This window comes from Aeromonas sp. S15(2024) (genome assembly GCF_041402265.1).
GTDB classification, from domain to species: domain Bacteria; phylum Pseudomonadota; class Gammaproteobacteria; order Enterobacterales; family Aeromonadaceae; genus Aeromonas; species Aeromonas dhakensis.
In genome coordinates, this window is record NZ_JBGLQY010000011.1 from 85,339 (window position 1) to 103,422 (window position 18,084).

Genomic DNA, 18,084 nt, shown 5'->3' on the forward strand with positions numbered 1-18,084 from the left:
CCCCGACAATACTGCGGGCAGGGGTTTCTCATGACCGACGCCGCAACCAGACATAGCATGTCTGGCGGTTTTCTATTAGAATTGGCTATTTGCGCAGCAGCGCACTGTACGCGCAACCTAGCAACACCAACCGGATGAGTTCTATGGAGCAAACCCCGCAGTCTCAGCTTAAACTCCTCGTTGCCAAAGGTAAAGAACAGGGCTACCTGACCTATGCCGAGGTGAACGATCACCTCCCGCAAGACATTGTCGACTCTGACCAGATCGAAGACATCATCCAGATGATCAACGACATGGGTATCCAGGTGGTGGAGAACGCCCCGGATGCCGATGATCTTATCATGGCTGAAGGTGGTACCGCCGATGAGGACGCTGCCGAAGCAGCGGCCCAGGCTCTGGCATCTGTTGAATCCGAGATTGGTCGCACGACCGATCCCGTCCGCATGTACATGCGGGAAATGGGTACCGTCGAACTGCTAACTCGCGAAGGCGAAATCGATATCGCCAAGCGGATCGAAGACGGTATCAACCAGGTACAAAGTTCCGTTGCCGAGTACCCGGAAGCGATTACCTATCTGCTTGAACAGTACGACAAATATGAAGCCGAACAGCTGCGCCTGTCCGACATCATCTCCGGCTTCATCGATCCCAACGAGACCGACGACGTTGCACCGACCGCCACTCACATCGGCTCCGAGCTCAGCGAGGAAGATCTGGCTGACGAGGATGAAGACGAAGACGAAGACGAAGACGGTGATGGTGATGACTCCGACGATGATGGCGACGGTGGTCCGGATCCGGAAGTTGCTCGCGAGAAGTTCGGTGAGCTGCGCGCCCAGTACGAGGTAACCCGCCTCTCCATTCAGCAGAATGGCCGCGCGCACGAAGATACCCAGAATGCCATCGCCCAGTTGGCAGACGTGTTCCGTCAATTCCGCCTGATGCCCAAGCAGTTCGATCGCCTGGTCAACAACATGCGCGAGATGATGGAGCGGGTCCGCGTGCAGGAACGCATCATCATGAAACTCTGCGTTGAGCAGGCCAAGATGCCGAAGAAGACCTTCGTCGCGGCCTTCACCAACAACGAGTGCGAAACTGCCTGGTTCGAATACCAGAAGCAGGCCGGCAAGGCTTGGTCTCCCCGTCTGGTGGAGATGGACGAAGACGTGCTGCGCGCCATCGGCAAGCTGCAGCAGATCGAGGAAGAGACCGGTCTGTCCATCGCCCAGATCAAGGACATCAACCGTCGCATGAGCATCGGTGAGGCCAAGGCCCGCCGCGCCAAGAAAGAGATGGTCGAGGCCAACCTGCGTCTGGTTATCTCCATCGCCAAGAAGTACACCAACCGCGGTCTGCAGTTCCTGGATCTGATCCAGGAAGGCAACATCGGTCTGATGAAGGCGGTCGACAAATTCGAATATCGTCGTGGCTACAAGTTCTCGACCTACGCCACCTGGTGGATCCGTCAGGCCATTACCCGCTCCATCGCGGATCAGGCCCGTACCATCCGTATCCCGGTGCACATGATCGAGACCATCAACAAGCTCAACCGTATCTCCCGTCAGATGCTGCAGGAGATGGGTCGCGAACCGAACCCGGAAGAACTGGCCATGCGCATGGGCATGCCGGAAGACAAGATCCGCAAGGTGCTGAAAATCGCCAAAGAGCCCATCTCCATGGAGACGCCCATCGGTGATGATGAAGATTCCCACTTGGGCGACTTCATCGAAGATACCACCCTGGCCCTGCCGGCCGATGCGGCCACCAGCGAGAGCCTGCGCAACGCGACCCGCGAAGTGCTGGCCGGTCTGACCGCCCGCGAGGCCAAGGTATTGCGGATGCGCTTCGGTATCGACATGAACACTGACCACACCCTCGAGGAAGTGGGCAAGCAGTTCGACGTGACCCGTGAGCGGATCCGTCAGATCGAAGCCAAGGCACTGCGCAAGCTGCGCCATCCGAGCCGCTCTGAGGTGCTGCGCAGCTTCCTGGACGAATAATCCCGGACGTTCCAACCCGGAACAGCAGCCCAAAAGCCCCGTCATGCGGGGCTTTGTTTTATTCGTGGCGATGGGGCGCTGACGATGAACCACGGAACCGCTTGAATATGGATGAAATCTCGCCAAGTGGTTGATATGCCTATGGACTGGTTAACGGACATCCCCTATAATCCACGCCGCAAAAGCACATTTCGGCCCCTTAGCTCAGTTGGTTAGAGCAGTCGACTCATAATCGATTGGTCGTGGGTTCAAGTCCCCCAGGGGCCACCAATTCCAGAGGGTTAGCGAGATAGTACTCGCTAACCCTCTTTTCAATAGGATACCTATAGGATATCTCAGCCTGTAGAGTAACCACTCTAAAAACACTCCCCAGCCCCTCAAAAAATTTTTTCTCTGCCAGGAGGAAAAATTACCAGCCCCTTCAAAAGGTTCTCTTTTGAGAATCATCGCTAAAATTTTTTCTCCTCCCCAGATTCCCCTTTTCTATCTCTATATATTGAAAAAAGCGGGGTTACACGGGTTACGAGGTTACAACTCGGCTCTAGCCCAGTACTGGCGCGGCTTTGCGCTGTAACCCCACTCTGGGCACAAAAAGCGAATAGAGGTTACACGCACAGAAAGAAGCATGAGGTTACAAGCCTGTAGCCCTTGTCTGGCGGGGGCTACAGCCATTTTTCTTGACGGTGTAACCTGTAACCTCGAGAGGTTACAAATCTCAGCGTCCCACACTTGCCATGTAACCCCTGGAGAAACCCGCAGCTCCTTCCCAATCGAATAGAGCTGACGGCCAGCACTTCTATCTATCATCCCATCTGCTCATTTAACCGCATGTTTCATTATGCGGGGTCAGGCTTGTGGAGAAATGCTACTGTTTGATGATAAATCTCACGGAGGTCGGCATCCTCTTCGGAGAAACCAGCTGCCTGTCTGCCTCCTTCATTTTCTTCAAACTGTGAATGCCATCGGTGATCTCTTGTCACCGTCACTGATGCTGAGATACCAGGGAATTGATCTGCAGTTATGTCCACAATGATCCCTGAAATCTCTAGCCAAGCATGGGAACCATGAAGTGCATTAGTGCCGATTACCAATTCAACTCCTGTAACACCACATTCATAGAGATATTCAGCCAAGATATTACTGATATTGCCGCATGTACCAGCCGGAAAATCTTTAAAACCATCAGGCATTTGAGACCACTCTAGCTGGTCAAGTGCGTTTCTAAATTGGCTTGCAAGCTTGTACAATTCTTCGATCATACGAATCCTATTTCACTTTGTTGAGGCATCATGGTGAAACTGTTGTTTAGCCTATTGATTGGCGTTGCATTGTCAGGTTGCTCAGACCAGAAAACCGTGACAGACCCAAAGCTTTTAGTCCCGGTTATGCTAGAAGCTCATAAATGTTGCTTAACTGGCACCTGTATTGGTACTGCATCAGGTACGCCAGAGAATGCAGCCTGCGATGATGTCATCCAGATTAGCGAATGCCTAAAAGGTGAAGAGCAATCTTGCCCACTTAAGGGATATGGTGCTTTCTAGAAAGACAAAGGGGCCGCGAGGCCAGAGCGTGTTTAGCTACCGTATGCGGCCCTCAGGTCGGTAAGCTCACTAGCACAGGTGGAAAACTGAAATTTTTCAGATCTTATAAATCTGAGAAATGCTCATAGGTCTCTGTTTTTAAATGAAAATAGGTGATTACAGTCGGCAAACGGAAAAATCTGGGCGATGGCGAAACTGCCACGGAAAGTACGTTTTTGATATATAAATCAGACAGTTAAGTTTTACGCCTGGCCTGCTAATGTTGCGCATTTTTGCAAAAAACTGAAATTCCTTTCACTTCGTGCAGTTCCTCCCAAGCCCCCAACCCCCAAGAACGGCGCGGCCTAGAGCTAGGAAACTGCGGTAATCCATTTTTGCAAAAAATTTTCTTAACGCAGCCCGCAGGCGGGAGCGGATGAGCGCGGATTTCGTGACGTGAATAGAGCCGTAGCTTTTCTGGACAGTAAAAGACAGGTGAACTTCTAGTGGCGTTTAGATAAACCTACAGGCTCTAAATGAAGATGACAGGAAGATATCACTGGGGCATTTTGTAAACTTTTATTGGTAGCTCAAAAAAGATAGGGATAGTCTCTGATTAACTACCCCTATCTTCTATCGAACGGTCACATTCCTACTAACTTTGTAATAATCGCAATGACAATACCCGTGACTATTGGTGCGATATAAAGAGTATGGAACTGTGTAAAAAACTTATCGCTTGGAATGTCGACTGATCTTTCTATTTCATCTCTTGGCCTTTGATGCCGCCCCTCAAGCGAATCTTTCAGCATTTGCTCATCAATAGCCTCATTTATTCTTATGATTTTCATTATTTTCTTTTTGCCCGAGCCAATAAAAGCCATACCAATAAATATGATCCCATATATTACAAATGTGCTTATGCTCTCACTACTACTGATAGCATGTGGGTCAGGCGTTGGCGAGTTGTCCCAAAAAAAGTTTAACCATGGACTTGTGTTTGTATATATGTAATAGACTATGTTTTTGAATGGCGCTGCTATTGCCTCACCAATTCGACTACCATCACTCAATCTAAAATAAAACATTTTCAAGAATGAAACGATGGTTGAAATAGATGACGGAAGAAATATCAACATCCCAATAATTATTTCAATACAAGCTTTCTTTTTAATGGTGTTTAGCATAATTTAATACCCTATTTATTTTTGAGTATGGCCATAAATAATATGGCCATAAATTATATAGCTGTCATACCTGATATTGGCTTCGCGGGATTTCCAGTCGGAAAACACCACCATTCCGCCGGTAAATCCTTTTCCCATTTTTCACGATATAACGGGTATAAATTACTACAACATCTTCATCTGGCGCTGTCATAATGACGCTCCTGTATCGATTATAAAATCACCTTTACAATAGAGCGCCAAGCGTTTACACTTTGTACCGTCAAGTTTAAGTGTGCTGGCGCACAAGCGTAGGGGTGAAAAACCTACGTTGTCAGTGTACTGAGTCACAGGAGGGTGCAACTTCCTGTGACTCATATATATTCATACTTTCTTAGCTTATCAGTTTGATACATCGCCACTTCTAGGCTTACCCCAAAATGGTTTGCAATCGCTCTTGGATTTTTCAAATATTCTGCATTGTTGGGATCGACCAGCAACCATGACGCAAATTCGTTAGCTTGCCATTCAACATCCTCCGTGTAATCAAAGAAAGACATTGCTTGCGAGTGTGCAAACTCAGGAACAATGTTGTGATGCAGAACTAGGTGCCCTAACTCATGAGCCAATGTAAATCTAGCCCGAGGATTACCATCAAGAGCATCCAGATAAACTGAACTTCTAACTTTAATTGATTGCATCGAAGGCGTTGCTTTAGCATATTCAGCAACTAATTCTTCATTCTCACAATATTCTATTGTGATTTGACCATGGTTGTGCAAGACCTCAAGGAAACGCACAATATCAATTCTTCCATTGTCCACAGACTCGGGAGAATACAACTTAATGAACTCTCTTATTTTTTCAACCTCTTTCTGGATAAAGCCAGATGAGAGGGGCTTGACCTTGTTTGCCAAGTAACGCTGTTTCAAGTTGAATTCTCCCTAAAAACTAAATCATTTTAATTTTCTCAAGTAGAGCTGTTGCTTTATCATCAGATAATTCAACATACTTTCTAGCAAACGTAACCAATAACTCTCGATGCGAGTCTGACTCTCTTGCATCTATCTTTTGTGAAGGTTGAGACATTTCAACCACCTCATCAAAATCAGAGTCATTAATATATTTTTTATAAACTTCCTTTATTCTTGTGACGACATCCGTGTTTATGGACCTTTTCCCAAGTTCAATAGCTGATAGTTGAGCAACACTTACATCAAGCTTTGTAGCCATGTCTTTAAGTAGTTCATGCTCATCTATTCTGACTTTGCGTAAGAACCGACCCAGCGGGGTGACTGCAGCCATATCTCCTCCTGTGTGTGGGAGCATTTGTCTCTCCCACAATTAGATTAAACAAAAAAAACACATCATAGTCAACAAAAATTGTAGAATGACAACACAAAAATCAATATCCATTTGATTTATATGATCATTTTGTCCATTTTCATCATGTATACTCGCGATGGCGTTGCACTAGACATTGGAAGACGAATAAGAGTTTGTGTTTTCCCATGCTGAGCTTTGATGATCCTGCCTTGCTCTAGCGCTAGATGCGCAGCTTTTTTGGAGTCTATCCCCGTGCATATTTCTCTCCATCCCTCTGGCAGTACATAGAATGTGGCACTGTCATCTGAACCTGTCTTCGGGTTCTTTCGATAGCCAACCATCTGGATCGGTCTGTGATTAGGATCATCCCAGTCTGCAAACCGGCTGTACTGGTAAGCAGTGAAGAACTGTCGGATCTGGCGCAGAGTTGCCGCGTCTTCTTGGTTGCCCAGGTGGCCACGGTCGGCCAGCCACGCATCAAGACAAGCTCGTGCAGCCTTGGTGGCCTCTCCGGCTTGCCATCCAGTGATCCCCAAACGGGTGGCCAGCTCACCCGCTGCCGCAACCAAGGCAAAGCGGTTAATGGCTCGACCAACCTGATTACCGGCTCCCTCTGGGGTCATGGTTGTGACCAATCGGCGGATCTCCCCCTTCATCCATGTGCTGTGCCCGTTCAGGTCATTAGCCAATGCTTCAACATAAGCCCGAAAAGCGGTGCCGTGTTGCCCTTGCAGGCGCTCTCGCAGGGTATCAGCGAACTGGCGGCCATCAGCCATGCCATGCAGCTCCTCAAATGCGCCGTGTTTGCCGGTATCACTCGGGATCTGGATTGTGCGGATCTCCATACCGGCAAAGGTGCGCTGACCCGCTTGCTCGGCGTGGTCTTCCAGAGAAAGCTCACCAGTAGAGAGGAACAGCAAGCGCCATTGCTTGCGCTCGCGCAGCTCCCCATCCTGGCGGCTTCGCCCCTTGCCCTGTCCGTTGGCCAGCATATAGGCGACCAGACCAGCCTCCCGTCCATCCACCTCCTTGATTTCATCCAGGCACAGCAAGGCATCATTGCGGCGACTGGCGATCCCTTCTATCGCGTTACCGGTTGCTCGCCAGGTATGGGCGAACGCCTCGGGGCCGTACACGCTAGCGGCAGCCATCATGACGGTGGTCTTGCCGTCGGTACTCTCGCCTTTCAGGTGGAACCCGCCCCCCTCAACCCCAATCAGCGATAACAGGGGCGCAGCAAAGGCACACGACATGGCAAAGGCTAACCGACTATTTCCGACTGCCAGAGCGGCGACCTGAGCTTGCCACTCGGCCAAGGTGCCGGATGTGGTGAAGTCGTTATTCACATAACCGGTGGTTTGCAGGATCACCTCGTTGGCATCCGGCCCCAAGTTGCCATTTGGCAGCACATAGGCCCGCTTGTGCCAACCAGTGCGCTCGACACAGGTGATCCTGGCTTGCGGCTGGCAGCTCATCAGGTAATCGCGCAGCAGGTTCTTTTTGCTCATGTTGATGTAACTGAGCCCGCTCTCCGCCAGCTGGCCGAATACCTCCTCGCCGCCTTTGTGAACCAGCATACGCATGGGCATCGCCCAACGGCGGGTCTTGCCGTTGGTATCCCGCCACTCCAGCAACCGGCCAAAGCCTTGGCCCTGCTCGGTGTGGGTGATCGCCCTGACATGTAGCGGGGAACTGATAGGCACCGGCACCCGCTCGGCCTCCTCCCCCTTGCCGCGCCACTCCATGGCAAAGAGGCGATCTTTCCCCATGTTGTAGTTGTCGGGGAGCTCTGACGACTCGGGGGTTTGTTCTGCTGGGGTCTTGGTATCTGCGAATGAGGTCATGATCGCCTTCTTGGTATCGAGCAGCCCATGAGCCTGGTGGTAGTCGTTCCAGTCACCAGCTTCACCAGGAAGGCAGATCAGCCCCCCTATCGCTGTTGCGGCTTCTTGGGCTTTGGCTTGGCCAGGGTTGCCATCAATATGGGCATCGTTGTCACCGGCAATCAGGATCGGCTCTGCACCTTCTCGGCGCTTGGCAATCTCAGCCACGGCCAGCAGATTGCTTGCATCCATGGCGCAATAGACGGTTGCCCCTGTCGCCAAATGGACAGATACCCCCGTTGCGTAACCTTCACAGATTGCCACCCGTAGCCCGCCGGTTAACCGGTGAAATGCCCCTGCTTTCTGGCCGCCGGCCAAATAGCGCTTTTCGCCCTGGGGGTCGATGAGCTGGACGTTGACCAGCTGATCATTGTCATCAGTGAGCGGGATAACCAGGGAGCCCTGGGGGAAGTTGTGCCGTGCTTCTCGGATCAGGGTCTGATTGGTATCTGCCAGCCAGTCGGGCAGGTGCTTGAGGGAGAGATAAGGACTACGGCCCTTAACGCAATCCCCAATGATTGAGGCGGCCCTGGTGCAGGCTTTGCGCTTGGCTTTCTCTTCATCCTGTCTGGCTTTGGCTGCTACCTGCTCGGCGTTCTGTCGGCGGGCGGCGACCTCGTTTGCATCGAGACCGTCTGGGGATAACCCGAGCAAGGTGGCCACCTCTTGGGCGGCCTCCTTGGTGCTCTTGTGGGTGGCCTTGGCCAGCAGGGTTAAGCCATCACCGGCACCGCACTGGGAACAAATCCAGGTGCCCCGCCCCTCCTTATCATCCAGGCGAAACCGGTCTTTGCCACCGCAGGCAGGGCATGGGCCATGCTGGCCACGCTTGGGGACTGATAGGCCAAGTTCAGCAAGGATAAAGGGCCATTGGCCACGGGCTGCCAGGGAGACATCAGAGACAATTCGAATAGAGGTCATGACTCACCTCCAGGCAGCCGATCATTCAACTCACTGATCCGGCAAGAGTTGGTGTCTATGTCTTTCGCCAGTGCTTTGAGCAGGCCGGAAAGGCCATAGGTAAACTCTTCATGGTCGATGCGGCTCTTACGCTCCCAATCCACGCTGGCGGACAGCAAATGGGAAAGGGTATGAAGGGCACAGACTGACGTATCCAGTTCAGCAGTGACGCGGGTAAGCTCTTTTGAGGGGTTCTGATGGATGTTCATGCTTGCCCCCTTTTCGCATTGGGAATACGGGCAACAAACACGAGCGGCAAGCCAGGCAGATTGGCGCGCGCTTGGGCTTCGGTATCAGCGACGGCAGAAATGGTGCGTATACGGTGAAGGTCAGAGACCCTACCATGGGTGGCGATCAAGAAGGTGAAGATCATGATTACTATCCTTGGTTTTGGTAGACCAAGGCGGATCGGGTAGCCGCAAGACAGTGCCAAACCAAGGAAGGCACAGTGGGGGCGTTTTCTTTGGCTCCCGACCCATGCCCCCAAAAAAGGATAGATCTCCGGCATGAGGCCGAAGATGGGGGAAATGGTGCAAATTGTCCTTGGTTTAGTCATTGCCTGCGGGTGTCTAATCCGCCAGCCATACCAAGGGGTGTCTAAGCCCTTGGTGACCTGAAGGCTATCCGAATTGATCTGTGGATGCAACTCTTGCTGGGGATCAGGGGCTTTGCTATGGTGCATGGGCTTGCTCCTCTGGATTTGGGGGTGGGGTAAGCAAATAGGGAGCCCTGGCAGGCTCCCTTTTGTTTTTCTGGGCGGTTACTCCTCCAGCTCCCGTTGCAGGCATTGACGTTTGCCTGGACTGTCACACAGGGCCAGCAGATCGGCACACTGGGGACGGGTTGAGGTAACGAGCGCCTGACGAGCGGCGGGGCTGTCGCCCTCCAGCGCCACCTGCTCGCCATTCATTGCCTCCTTGAGGGCCAAACCCAATTCGTTCAGCGCCCAGCGGCGCGCACCTTCCATCCCGATGATGCAGCCCTTGGCGCGGGTGAGGGCCGCCAGTTCGGCCAGCTGCTGCTTGAGGTTGGGCAAGATGGCGGGGGCCAGCTTGTGGTCGAGGTAGCTTTCATAACATCCGGCGACCATGCTCTGGGCGCTGTTCACCGCCAGCTGGGTCTGATAGAGCGGCAACGCCAAGCGCTTCTCCTGACACTCCGACAACGTGGCCGCCGCGTTGGCATCGTCCAGCAGTTCGGTCAGCTCGCGGTACTCCCGCGCCGCTTCCAGGGACACCATTCCGCCCATTAGCTGGTTAATCCGCCCTTGGCGCAGCTCCTCGCGGCGGGCCTTGGCGGACGGGATTTGCGCCATCAGGTTTTTGCGCTGCTCGCGCAGGGTCAATATCTCTTGGTCGAGTTCCATCAGCTTGCGGTGTTCGCTTTGAAACAGGGCCACATGTTCATCCAGTCGGCTGGCTCGGGTGGCAGCGGGGGCAGTCGGCACAGCCTGCAAGGTAGGGGTCTGTTGCATGGGGTTACTCCTCGGTAGCAAGGGTGATGGCATCAAAAGCGGCGTAGGCGGTCGGCTCGCCCAAGGCGTAGGTCTGGGCGCGGTTGTAACGAATGCCCCAGCTGGCCAAGTCGTCAATGTCGCCCGCCGTGAGGCGGTGGGTATGATTGACGGTGAGCACCTGCAGGTTCTCGACCAGCGTGATGGCCAGATAGGTGCCTGGCATATGCTGGTGCGAAACAAAGCCCAAGTCCGCAATCTTCATGCGCTGGGTTTTATCCCGCACTTGTCCGGCCTTGAGGTGGGCTTTCTGGTGGGCGCGCAGCAGGTCGCCGCCGACCATCACCACCAAGCGCGGGTCTTGGCGGTATGCCCCGGGCAGCTTCTCAATCAGGGCATAGACCATGCTGTCGAGGTCGGCGAAATCACCCTTGCCGCTGGTTGAGAAGGTGACCGCATCGCGCAGCACCCGCAGCCCCTCGGGGTCAGCCGCCTTGGCCAAGGCGGGCCAGCCCATCATCACATCCTCCCCGTTGGGGTTGGCGACAGGGTCGGTATTGACGGCAGCAGACTGGCCATGGAAGCCAACCCGTATCAAGTCATCACCAAAGGCGGCCAAGGCCAGCTCTTCAAGCAGGTTGTTGGCTTGGCGCTGGTCGAGCCCTGCCAGCATCTGGGCCAGCTGTTGCCATGTCCAGATAACGCTGCTGTCCATCTCTTCGTATTGGTGGGCGCGCTTGCTCGGCTTGGCCGGAACCATGAAACGCGCTTGCGCCTTGCGGCCACTGCGCAGGGTCGGCTTGAGCGGGTCAAAGCGCGGGGCGTGCGGATCATCCACCCCCAAGATAGAGACCATCCACAGGAACGGGACGGCCTGCAAAATGGCCGCCGTCAGGGCCATACTGGTGGCGTTATCGAGGTTGCCGAAACTGGGTTGCGGCGCGGGGGCAAAGCTCATGCGCACATCGCGCAGCAGGTCAGATAAAGTCATCAGAAAGGCTCCTTAGTAGAGGCGGTAGGTGTTGTCAGAGTCGGGGTTATCACGGCGGCCAGCAGTGGGCGGGTCTGGTGGGCAAGGCATCATGCTCGCGAGCTTTTTGTTGATGCTTTCGATGTCCGACACTAAGGTTTCCAGCTGCTTAAACATGCGGTCAGGGTCTGGTGTCCGGTTCACCGGTTTGGTAGGGACGGGCACAGGCAAAGAGGCAGGCACCAAGAGCGGGCGCGCCTCGGGCCGCTTGGCACTAAATTGCAGTTGGGTCAGCCCCGTGATGGTCGGCTGGTCGGTGACAGAGACTCCCGCCAGATACCATTTGCCGGTGCCTGCAAAGTTCTCGGCCGCCTCAATGGTGCAAAAGCCGTGACTGCCACTGATGTTGAGGTCAATCAGCTCAAGGGTCGGGCAAAGTATTGCCATCAGCTTGAGCTGGCCCGCTTCTTCCTGCACCTTCAAGGCATCCACAGAGCCAAGCGGGCGAGTGCGCGCCCCCTCTGGCCAGAGCCTCGCGGTATAGAAACTTGGGTCATATGCCTCGGCCATCTGGCGCAGGCACTCGGGGGTGATGGTGCGGCCATCCAGTGTTGGCCCCGCAGTGGCGATGCACACCCAGCCGGTTTTGATTTGGCTACTCATACCACCCTCCGCAGTGTAACCACCGGTTTTTCGCGCTCTTGCGCGGCCAGTATGTCGAGCTGCTGCTGCCGCTCGTTCACGCTCTTGCACAGTGAGCCATGCGCCTCCGGCGACAGCCCTTGCGCCAGAGTGATGGCCATCGCTGTAGCGTTCTTGGCCGATGGGCTCAAGGTGTGGCTATAGGCCAGGGTGGACACCCAAGAGTGACCACACTCGGCATCGGTACACTGGCAATAAAGATTGGCGACCCCCGCCGTCAGGCGGTTGGTCTTGGTAATGCGGCCCAACTGACCGCACTCGGTACACATCACGCGCATGTGAGTACCTCCAGGGTTATTGGATGGGATTTGCAGGTTTGCTGGAATGCAGCATCTTGCGGGAGGCGAGGAACGCATCGAGATCGGCGCGTTCGTAGAGGGTACGGTTGCCGAGTTTGTAGTAAGGGATCTCATACCGGCCATTACTGGCCCAGACCCCAAGGGTTTTCTCGGACAACCCAAGGTAGGCGGCAGCCTCACGGCGGGTGAGGCGTTGTGGAGTGTTCTGGTTTATTACTGATTTCATCTTGGCACCCCCAGTATTGCTTTGACGGTGCTGATTTTCTCTGGGGGGCTTTTAGGATGTAAGGTATAACTGGCAAGCAGTAAACTACCCTTGCGATATTAGAATTTTTTTGTTAACGCATCTTTTATTGTGAGATGTTCTACTCCTGACTTCACCAGAGTTCGTTTCCAAGCGGAGACATGACGCTCATCAGAAAACCTCATTGCTTGATGTTTATATGTTTTCCTGAGAGCATCTAATTCAATATCAAGAGATGGATATAGTGTATCCAGAATTACTAAATCACTGATTGCGCCATTAAACAATTTATGTGCAATCATGGCGTCTAGCAATGGCAAATATTTGTTATTGACAGCTTTTCTTAGTGCATTTGAGCTAATACCTTTACAATCTTTTTCCTCATTAACTGACAATTCACTCCGCCACTTTTTAAGCAAGCTGGCCATATCATCAAGGATTTCTTTGTCAGAAAAGCTCTCAATATTAACGTTTACGGCTACCAGCTTTGGCATACTCTCTTTATAACGCTCTGCAAGCAGAGTAGCGAAAGGCATCTTTGGCATCCTGTAGCTGTAGGAGTCGTTACCATTAAAGCCATAACTCTTGGCAACCTCGGCCATCGCGATAATATTCCGAACGTGTATTGGGGTGATACTATTCAGTGATGACAACTCCTCTCCATGGTCATCACTGCTATAAGAAAACTCCCTCTCTACCATTTCCGCCTTAGCTTCAGGTGATAACATTGCGGACACGTCAACAAGTAACTCCTCTGGCTCAGAGATATAAATACCATCAGATAAATAAACCGCTAACCAATTAGGCAAGTAATGGGGCAAACAGGGGGAGCCAATATTAAGCATTTCCATAATATCAGCCCTTATGCGCAACTGTTCTATAAAATCAAAGGAGCTAAGATTACTCACCTTTTCGTACTTCCCTGACGCATAAATCTTTAAGAAATTCCCTTTGTGCTCTTTATCATCGCCTTTATTCTCTGCATGGGAAATCAGATCATCAATATCCACAATCATACTCATGAATTCAATCCTTTTTATTTGCTGCCAGCATTGCTAATACTTAAAAGCAAGCGGCGCTGATCGTCTTCTGGCAACGTGGCAAAAATAGTCAACAGATTACTATTGGCATTATTTTTACTGTCCAGGCGGCCTGCGTATTCCAAAATATCCCGTTCAATCCTGGTTGCCGGTTTACGCAGTTCGTCTGCGGTGAAGTGGATGTAACCCTGGGTGACATCTGCACTGCGCAGGGTGCGGTGATTCATCAGGCGCTTGATGGTGTACTGACCGACCTCGGCCAATTCGGCCACAGTGCCGAAGGTTCGGCGGGCATCGTGGCATTTGAACTCGAGCGGCAGCAGGCCATCAGGGTTCGGGTTCGGTACAGTGGCCGCGCAGATCTTGGCTATGACACGGCGCGGCTCGTGGATAGGGCGATCCGGATTGCGACCTGGGAACACAAACCGGCTCTGTTTCAGGTTCCAGTGCCAACGGCGGCGGAAAATGGTGAGCAGGGTATCGGTGATCGGTAGCTCCAGCGGATCACCATTCTTGGTCTGGTCAATCCAGAAGTAGCCGCCGCTCATGCTGACCCGATCCCAGGTGAGCTGGAATACTTCAGCGCGGCGTAACCCCGTAAACAACGCCATGTCGATGGCATCGCAGACGGTGGCGGTCGTATCGTCCCGCCAGTCGATGGCGTGCTGCCTGACCTGCTCCACAGCATCCAGCCAGCGCCTGAGTTCGTGGGTGCGGATCCGGTCGTTGCGTCTGGGGGTGTTGTGCCAAAGCCGCTTGCTGCTCAGGACTTCGGTTGGTGGCTCGGGCAGCATGACCCGATCATTGGCATCCCGATAGTGATCACGGGCAAAGCGCCACACGGCCCGCAGTGTGCGCGCCCAGCGGTCGGCCTGCGCCTTGCTGCCTTTGCCGGTGCCCGCCTTGCGAAACTCTGGCGATGCGCCGTGCCAAGCACTGGGCAACCCTTCGGTGATGGCCTTGTGGCGAACCTCGATCTTTTCCCGCGTGAGTTTGACCAGGGGGATCGTCATCCAGTCGCCGGAGTAGTTGTTGAGATCAGCGCGGTAGTGCTTGGCCGTCTCTGTTCTGATCCGGTCGCCACGGCTGGCAAGGTAGGCATCTATCGCCTCGCCCAGGGTGACTTTCAGCTTGTCCTGTTCGCGGCGTATCACGTTGGGGTTCTGGCCTGTGATGGCCACGTCTCCCAAGATCTCCAGCGCCTTGGCGCGGGCCATGTCGATGGTCAATGCCGGATAGCGCCCCAAGGTAGCCCTGATAAAGCGCCCCTCTTTCCTCTTGGCCACGCTAAACGACTTGGTTCCAGTGGCCCCGACCCGAAGCCTCAGCCCCTGCACCATGGCATCACAGTACTCGACCTGCTTCCCCTCTGGTGCGCGGGGCAGTGCATCGATCGTGGCCTTGGTGAATTTGAACGCTTTCATCTTCCCCCCACAAACCAGGCTAGCCAGAGGAAGGGCAGGCAAGACAGGTCTTGTAACCTCTGTAACCTCTGACTATTTATGGTGAGGTTACAAACAAACCCAGTAAAACCGTGGCCTGTAGAGAGATGTAACCTTGTAACCTCTGTAACCTCAATATTTAAACCCTATGCGACCTTTTTTGGCCCAAGGGGGAGTGGCGTTTGCCGCTCCTTTCCCTGGCTAGCCTGCTCTTGGCCGACCAATCGATCCAGGTATCCTAAAAATCGATTGGTCGAAAAAGGATACCTATAGGATATGACAGAGGGAGAATATAGGGGAAGATTAGGGGAGGTCATAAAATGAGCGGTGCGCTCTAAGATATTGATTTATATAACATCATATACTGTACGTAAATACAGTAAAATGCATTTTCCCCACGCTCATAATCGATTGGTCGCCCGTTCAAGTCGGGCAGGGGCCACCAAATTCCATAAAAAGGCCGCTCATCATGAGCGGCCTTTTTGCTTGCTGGCGTTTCGCCTCAAACAGGGTCAGGAGCCCTGATCCTGCTGGATGGGGGCCTGCTTGGGGGCGCCCGGGCGTCGGGCGGGCAACATGCGCCTCACCAGATTGCTGCGCTGGCGCCAGGAGGTGAACAGGATGGCCAGCAGGTGCAGCGCTATCATCCCCTGCAGGGCCCAGGTGCACCAGACGTGCCAGTCGTCAGCCCCCAGTTCGAACCCCATCTCGGTATTCTGGAACCAGCCGGTGCCGGCGGTGGCCAGGATCAGCAGCCAGAGCATCCAGACCGCCAGCTTGCCGCTGCCGTGGTGGCCGGGGGCCGGTGGCGTGCGCTCGCGCAGCTCCACCGCTTGCTGGCGAAAATCTTCCCGGCTTGGGATGAGGGCTCGCAACCGGGCATGACCCCTGGCAAACGAGAGCCCCCACGCCAGGCGCAGGCTGATCAGGGCGATGGCCAGATAACCCAGCCGCTCGTGCCACTCCTCGCCCGCCTCGTTGAGCCAGAGGTTGCCGATACAGATGGCCGCCACACCCCAGTGGGTGAGGCGGACCAGACTATCCCAGTGGAAGGGATCAGCCTTTTTGTTTGGCATATTTGTGGTACTCCTTCTTCAGGTCGTTGACCTTGGCCAGGTGCTCGCGCGCCTTGGCTTCGTCACCCGCCTTGAGAGCCGCCAGGCTGGCGTCCAGTTCGGTCTGCACTTCGTTCATGCCTTCCAGGAACTTCTCTTTCTTGGCGGCCGGCATGTTCTTCTGCTTGGCAATGTCGAACTGTGCCTTCATCTCGTTGATGTACTTCTCCATGGTGGCGGCATCCTCGGCCTTGACCGCCTGCTTGTAGTTGAAGCCGATCTTCTTCATCGGCTGCTCCAGCTCACCGGCCATGGCGGGCAGGGTCATCAGGCCAAACATCAGGGGCAGCAACAGGGGGCGTACAGTTTTCAACATGGGATTTCCTTATTTAAACGACATGCTTATCGATTCTATGTGGCTTCTTATGAACCCTTATCTGGATTCATTACAGGCATGATGCCATGACAGTACGTGAACTGTTTGTGAATATTGCTGTTTTTTGTCACAAAGGGTAACAGGGAGGGGGGAGATGCAAGGAGGATGTTGAGCCAATCGAACCATGCCATATGGACCATGTTGCCAGGCTGGCCGAGGGCAAGTTAAAGAGAGGGCCCTTGCGGGCCCTGTTCATTACTGCTGCTGTTCACGCTCGATGGCGCGCCAGCCGATGTCGTTGCGGTAGAAGATGCCGTCCCACTTGATGCGCCCGGCCAGCTGATAGGCCCGCTGCTGCGCCTCGGCGACCGTGTGGCCGAGGGCCGTGGCGCACAGTACGCGCCCCCCGGCGGTGACCACGGTATCGCTTTCCATGCGGGAGCCGGCGTGGAATACTTTCTCGCCGCTTGCCTCTTCCACCGGCAGGCCGCTGATGGGCTTGCCCTGCTGGTAGTCGCCGGGATAACCGCCGGCGGCCAGCACCACGCCAATGGCGACGCGGGTGTCATAGATGGCCTCGACCTGATCCAGCTTGCCGGCACAGGCCGCCAGGCAGAGCTCCACCAGATCGGAGCGCATGCGCAGCATGATGGGCTGGGTCTCGGGATCGCCGAAGCGGCAGTTGAACTCGATCACCTTGGGGTTGCCCTGGCCATCGATCATCAGACCGGCGTAGAGGAAACCGGTATAGACGTTGCCTTCGGCCGCCATGCCACGCACCGTCGGCATGATCACCCGCTCCATCACCTTGCGATGCACCTCGTCGGTGACCACGGGGGCGGGGGAGTAAGCCCCCATGCCGCCGGTATTGAGTCCGGTATCGCCATCGCCCACCCGTTTGTGGTCCTGACTGGTGGCCATCGGCAGCACGTGCTCGCCGTCCACCATGACGATGAAGCTAGCTTCTTCCCCCTCGAGGAACTCCTCGATCACCACCCGGGCCCCGGCGTCACCAAAGGCGTTGCCGGAGAGCATGTCGCGTACCGCCTCTTCCGCCTCGCTCAGGGTCATGGCAACGATGACCCCCTTGCCGGCGGCCAGGCCGTCAGCCTTGATGACGATGGGAGCGCCCTTCTCGCGCAGGTAGGCCAGGGCCGGCTCCACCTCGGTGAAGTTCTGGTACTCGGCGGTCGGGATGGCGTGACGGGCCAGAAAGTCCTTGGCAAAGGCCTTGGAGCCTTCCAGCTGGGCGGCGGCGGCGGTCGGGCCGAAGATGGCCAGCCCCTCGGCGCGGAATGCATCGACCACCCCTTTCACCAGCGGTGCTTCCGGCCCGACGATGGTCAGACCGATGCGCTGCTCCTTGGCAAACGCCAGCAGGGCCGGGATGTCGGTCGCCGAGATGGCCACGTTCTCGATGCTCCCTTCGTGGGCGGTGCCGGCATTGCCGGGGGCGACGAAGACCCGGGTCACCAGAGGGGATTGCTTGGCCTTCCAGGCCAGGGCGTGTTCACGGCCGCCGTTGCCAATGATCAGTACTTTCATCGTATCGCTCGCTTCTATTCGTGGTCACGGGCGGGCCTGGGGCCTGCGCCGGTGAAAATAGCCAGGTGAAAAGAGACAACAAAAGGGCCGCCGGCGGCGGCCC

The 18,084-nt window shown here is 54.5% G+C and carries 18 protein-coding genes and 1 tRNA gene; 2 read left to right on the plus strand and 17 right to left on the minus strand.

Features of this window, described 5'->3' with window-relative positions:
* The first annotated feature begins 104 nt into the window (after nt 1–104).
* Nucleotides 105–2,000 (plus strand): RNA polymerase sigma factor RpoD, encoded by a 1,896-nt coding sequence (gene rpoD, locus ACB033_RS18780; RefSeq protein ID WP_264082799.1) that lies wholly within the window; start codon nt 105–107, stop codon nt 1,998–2,000.
* 193 nt (nt 2,001–2,193) lie between these two features.
* Nucleotides 2,194–2,270 (plus strand) — tRNA-Ile (locus ACB033_RS18785).
* Nucleotides 2,271–2,836: 566 nt separating this feature from the next.
* Here ACB033_RS18785 and ACB033_RS18790 read toward each other — a convergent pair.
* The 17 genes from ACB033_RS18790 to purD form a co-directional block, all read right to left on the minus strand.
* Nucleotides 2,837–3,259, minus strand: coding sequence for a hypothetical protein (locus ACB033_RS18790; RefSeq protein WP_279476294.1), 423 nt, complete (start codon nt 3,257–3,259; stop codon nt 2,837–2,839).
* A 905-nt stretch (nt 3,260–4,164) separates the two neighbouring features.
* Nucleotides 4,165–4,707, minus strand: a complete 543-nt coding sequence (locus ACB033_RS18795) for a YniB family protein (protein ID WP_048208394.1) — start codon at nt 4,705–4,707, stop codon at nt 4,165–4,167.
* A 353-nt stretch (nt 4,708–5,060) separates the two neighbouring features.
* A complete protein-coding gene (locus ACB033_RS18800) occupies nt 5,061–5,618 on the minus strand; it encodes an ImmA/IrrE family metallo-endopeptidase (protein ID WP_019444962.1) in 558 nt (185 codons plus the stop codon).
* 19 nt (nt 5,619–5,637) lie between these two features.
* A complete protein-coding gene (locus tag ACB033_RS18805) occupies nt 5,638–5,991 on the minus strand; it encodes a helix-turn-helix transcriptional regulator (protein ID WP_019444963.1) in 354 nt (117 codons plus the stop codon).
* A gap of 116 nt (nt 5,992–6,107) precedes the next feature.
* Nucleotides 6,108–8,816 carry a DUF927 domain-containing protein gene (locus ACB033_RS18810; RefSeq protein WP_371140674.1) on the minus strand — a complete coding sequence of 903 codons (2,709 nt, stop codon included), beginning with the start codon at nt 8,814–8,816 and terminating at the stop codon, nt 6,108–6,110.
* Entirely contained in the window at nt 8,813–9,064 is a 252-nt protein-coding gene (locus tag ACB033_RS18815) for a hypothetical protein (protein ID WP_019444965.1), read from the minus strand. Before ACB033_RS18815 ends, ACB033_RS18810 begins: the two co-directional genes overlap by 4 nt.
* Nucleotides 9,061–9,537 (minus strand): host cell division inhibitor Icd-like protein, encoded by a 477-nt coding sequence (locus ACB033_RS18820; protein WP_019444966.1) that lies wholly within the window; start codon nt 9,535–9,537, stop codon nt 9,061–9,063. The genes ACB033_RS18815 and ACB033_RS18820 overlap by 4 nt, the downstream gene beginning before the upstream one ends.
* Before the next feature lie 78 nt (nt 9,538–9,615).
* Nucleotides 9,616–10,329 (minus strand): hypothetical protein, encoded by a 714-nt coding sequence (locus tag ACB033_RS18825; RefSeq protein WP_058056780.1) that lies wholly within the window; start codon nt 10,327–10,329, stop codon nt 9,616–9,618.
* Nucleotides 10,330–10,333: 4 nt separating this feature from the next.
* Nucleotides 10,334–11,299: a P2 family phage major capsid protein gene (locus ACB033_RS18830; protein WP_371140675.1), complete on the minus strand. Its 966-nt coding sequence runs from the start codon at nt 11,297–11,299 to the stop codon at nt 10,334–10,336.
* A 12-nt stretch (nt 11,300–11,311) separates the two neighbouring features.
* Nucleotides 11,312–11,941 (minus strand): GPO family capsid scaffolding protein, encoded by a 630-nt coding sequence (locus ACB033_RS18835; RefSeq protein WP_371140676.1) that lies wholly within the window; start codon nt 11,939–11,941, stop codon nt 11,312–11,314.
* Nucleotides 11,938–12,258, minus strand: a complete 321-nt coding sequence (locus ACB033_RS18840) for an ogr/Delta-like zinc finger family protein (RefSeq protein ID WP_084059540.1) — start codon at nt 12,256–12,258, stop codon at nt 11,938–11,940. Before ACB033_RS18840 ends, ACB033_RS18835 begins: the two co-directional genes overlap by 4 nt.
* A gap of 16 nt (nt 12,259–12,274) precedes the next feature.
* A complete protein-coding gene (locus ACB033_RS18845; RefSeq protein WP_139741614.1) occupies nt 12,275–12,505 on the minus strand; it encodes a helix-turn-helix domain-containing protein in 231 nt (76 codons plus the stop codon).
* A gap of 98 nt (nt 12,506–12,603) precedes the next feature.
* A complete protein-coding gene (locus ACB033_RS18850; protein ID WP_371140677.1) occupies nt 12,604–13,545 on the minus strand; it encodes a DUF6387 family protein in 942 nt (313 codons plus the stop codon).
* A gap of 14 nt (nt 13,546–13,559) precedes the next feature.
* Complete coding sequence (locus ACB033_RS18855; RefSeq protein ID WP_371140678.1) at nt 13,560–14,987, minus strand: tyrosine-type recombinase/integrase; 1,428 nt, start codon at nt 14,985–14,987, stop codon at nt 13,560–13,562.
* A 530-nt stretch (nt 14,988–15,517) separates the two neighbouring features.
* Nucleotides 15,518–16,081, minus strand: coding sequence for a cytochrome b/b6 domain-containing protein (locus ACB033_RS18860; RefSeq protein WP_139725096.1), 564 nt, complete (start codon nt 16,079–16,081; stop codon nt 15,518–15,520).
* Complete coding sequence (locus tag ACB033_RS18865) at nt 16,062–16,436, minus strand: cytochrome b562 (protein ID WP_005309462.1); 375 nt, start codon at nt 16,434–16,436, stop codon at nt 16,062–16,064. The genes ACB033_RS18860 and ACB033_RS18865 overlap by 20 nt, the downstream gene beginning before the upstream one ends.
* A 255-nt stretch (nt 16,437–16,691) precedes the next feature.
* Nucleotides 16,692–17,981 (minus strand): phosphoribosylamine--glycine ligase, encoded by a 1,290-nt coding sequence (gene purD / locus ACB033_RS18870; RefSeq protein ID WP_139725095.1) that lies wholly within the window; start codon nt 17,979–17,981, stop codon nt 16,692–16,694.
* Between the last annotated feature and the right edge of the window lie 103 nt (nt 17,982–18,084).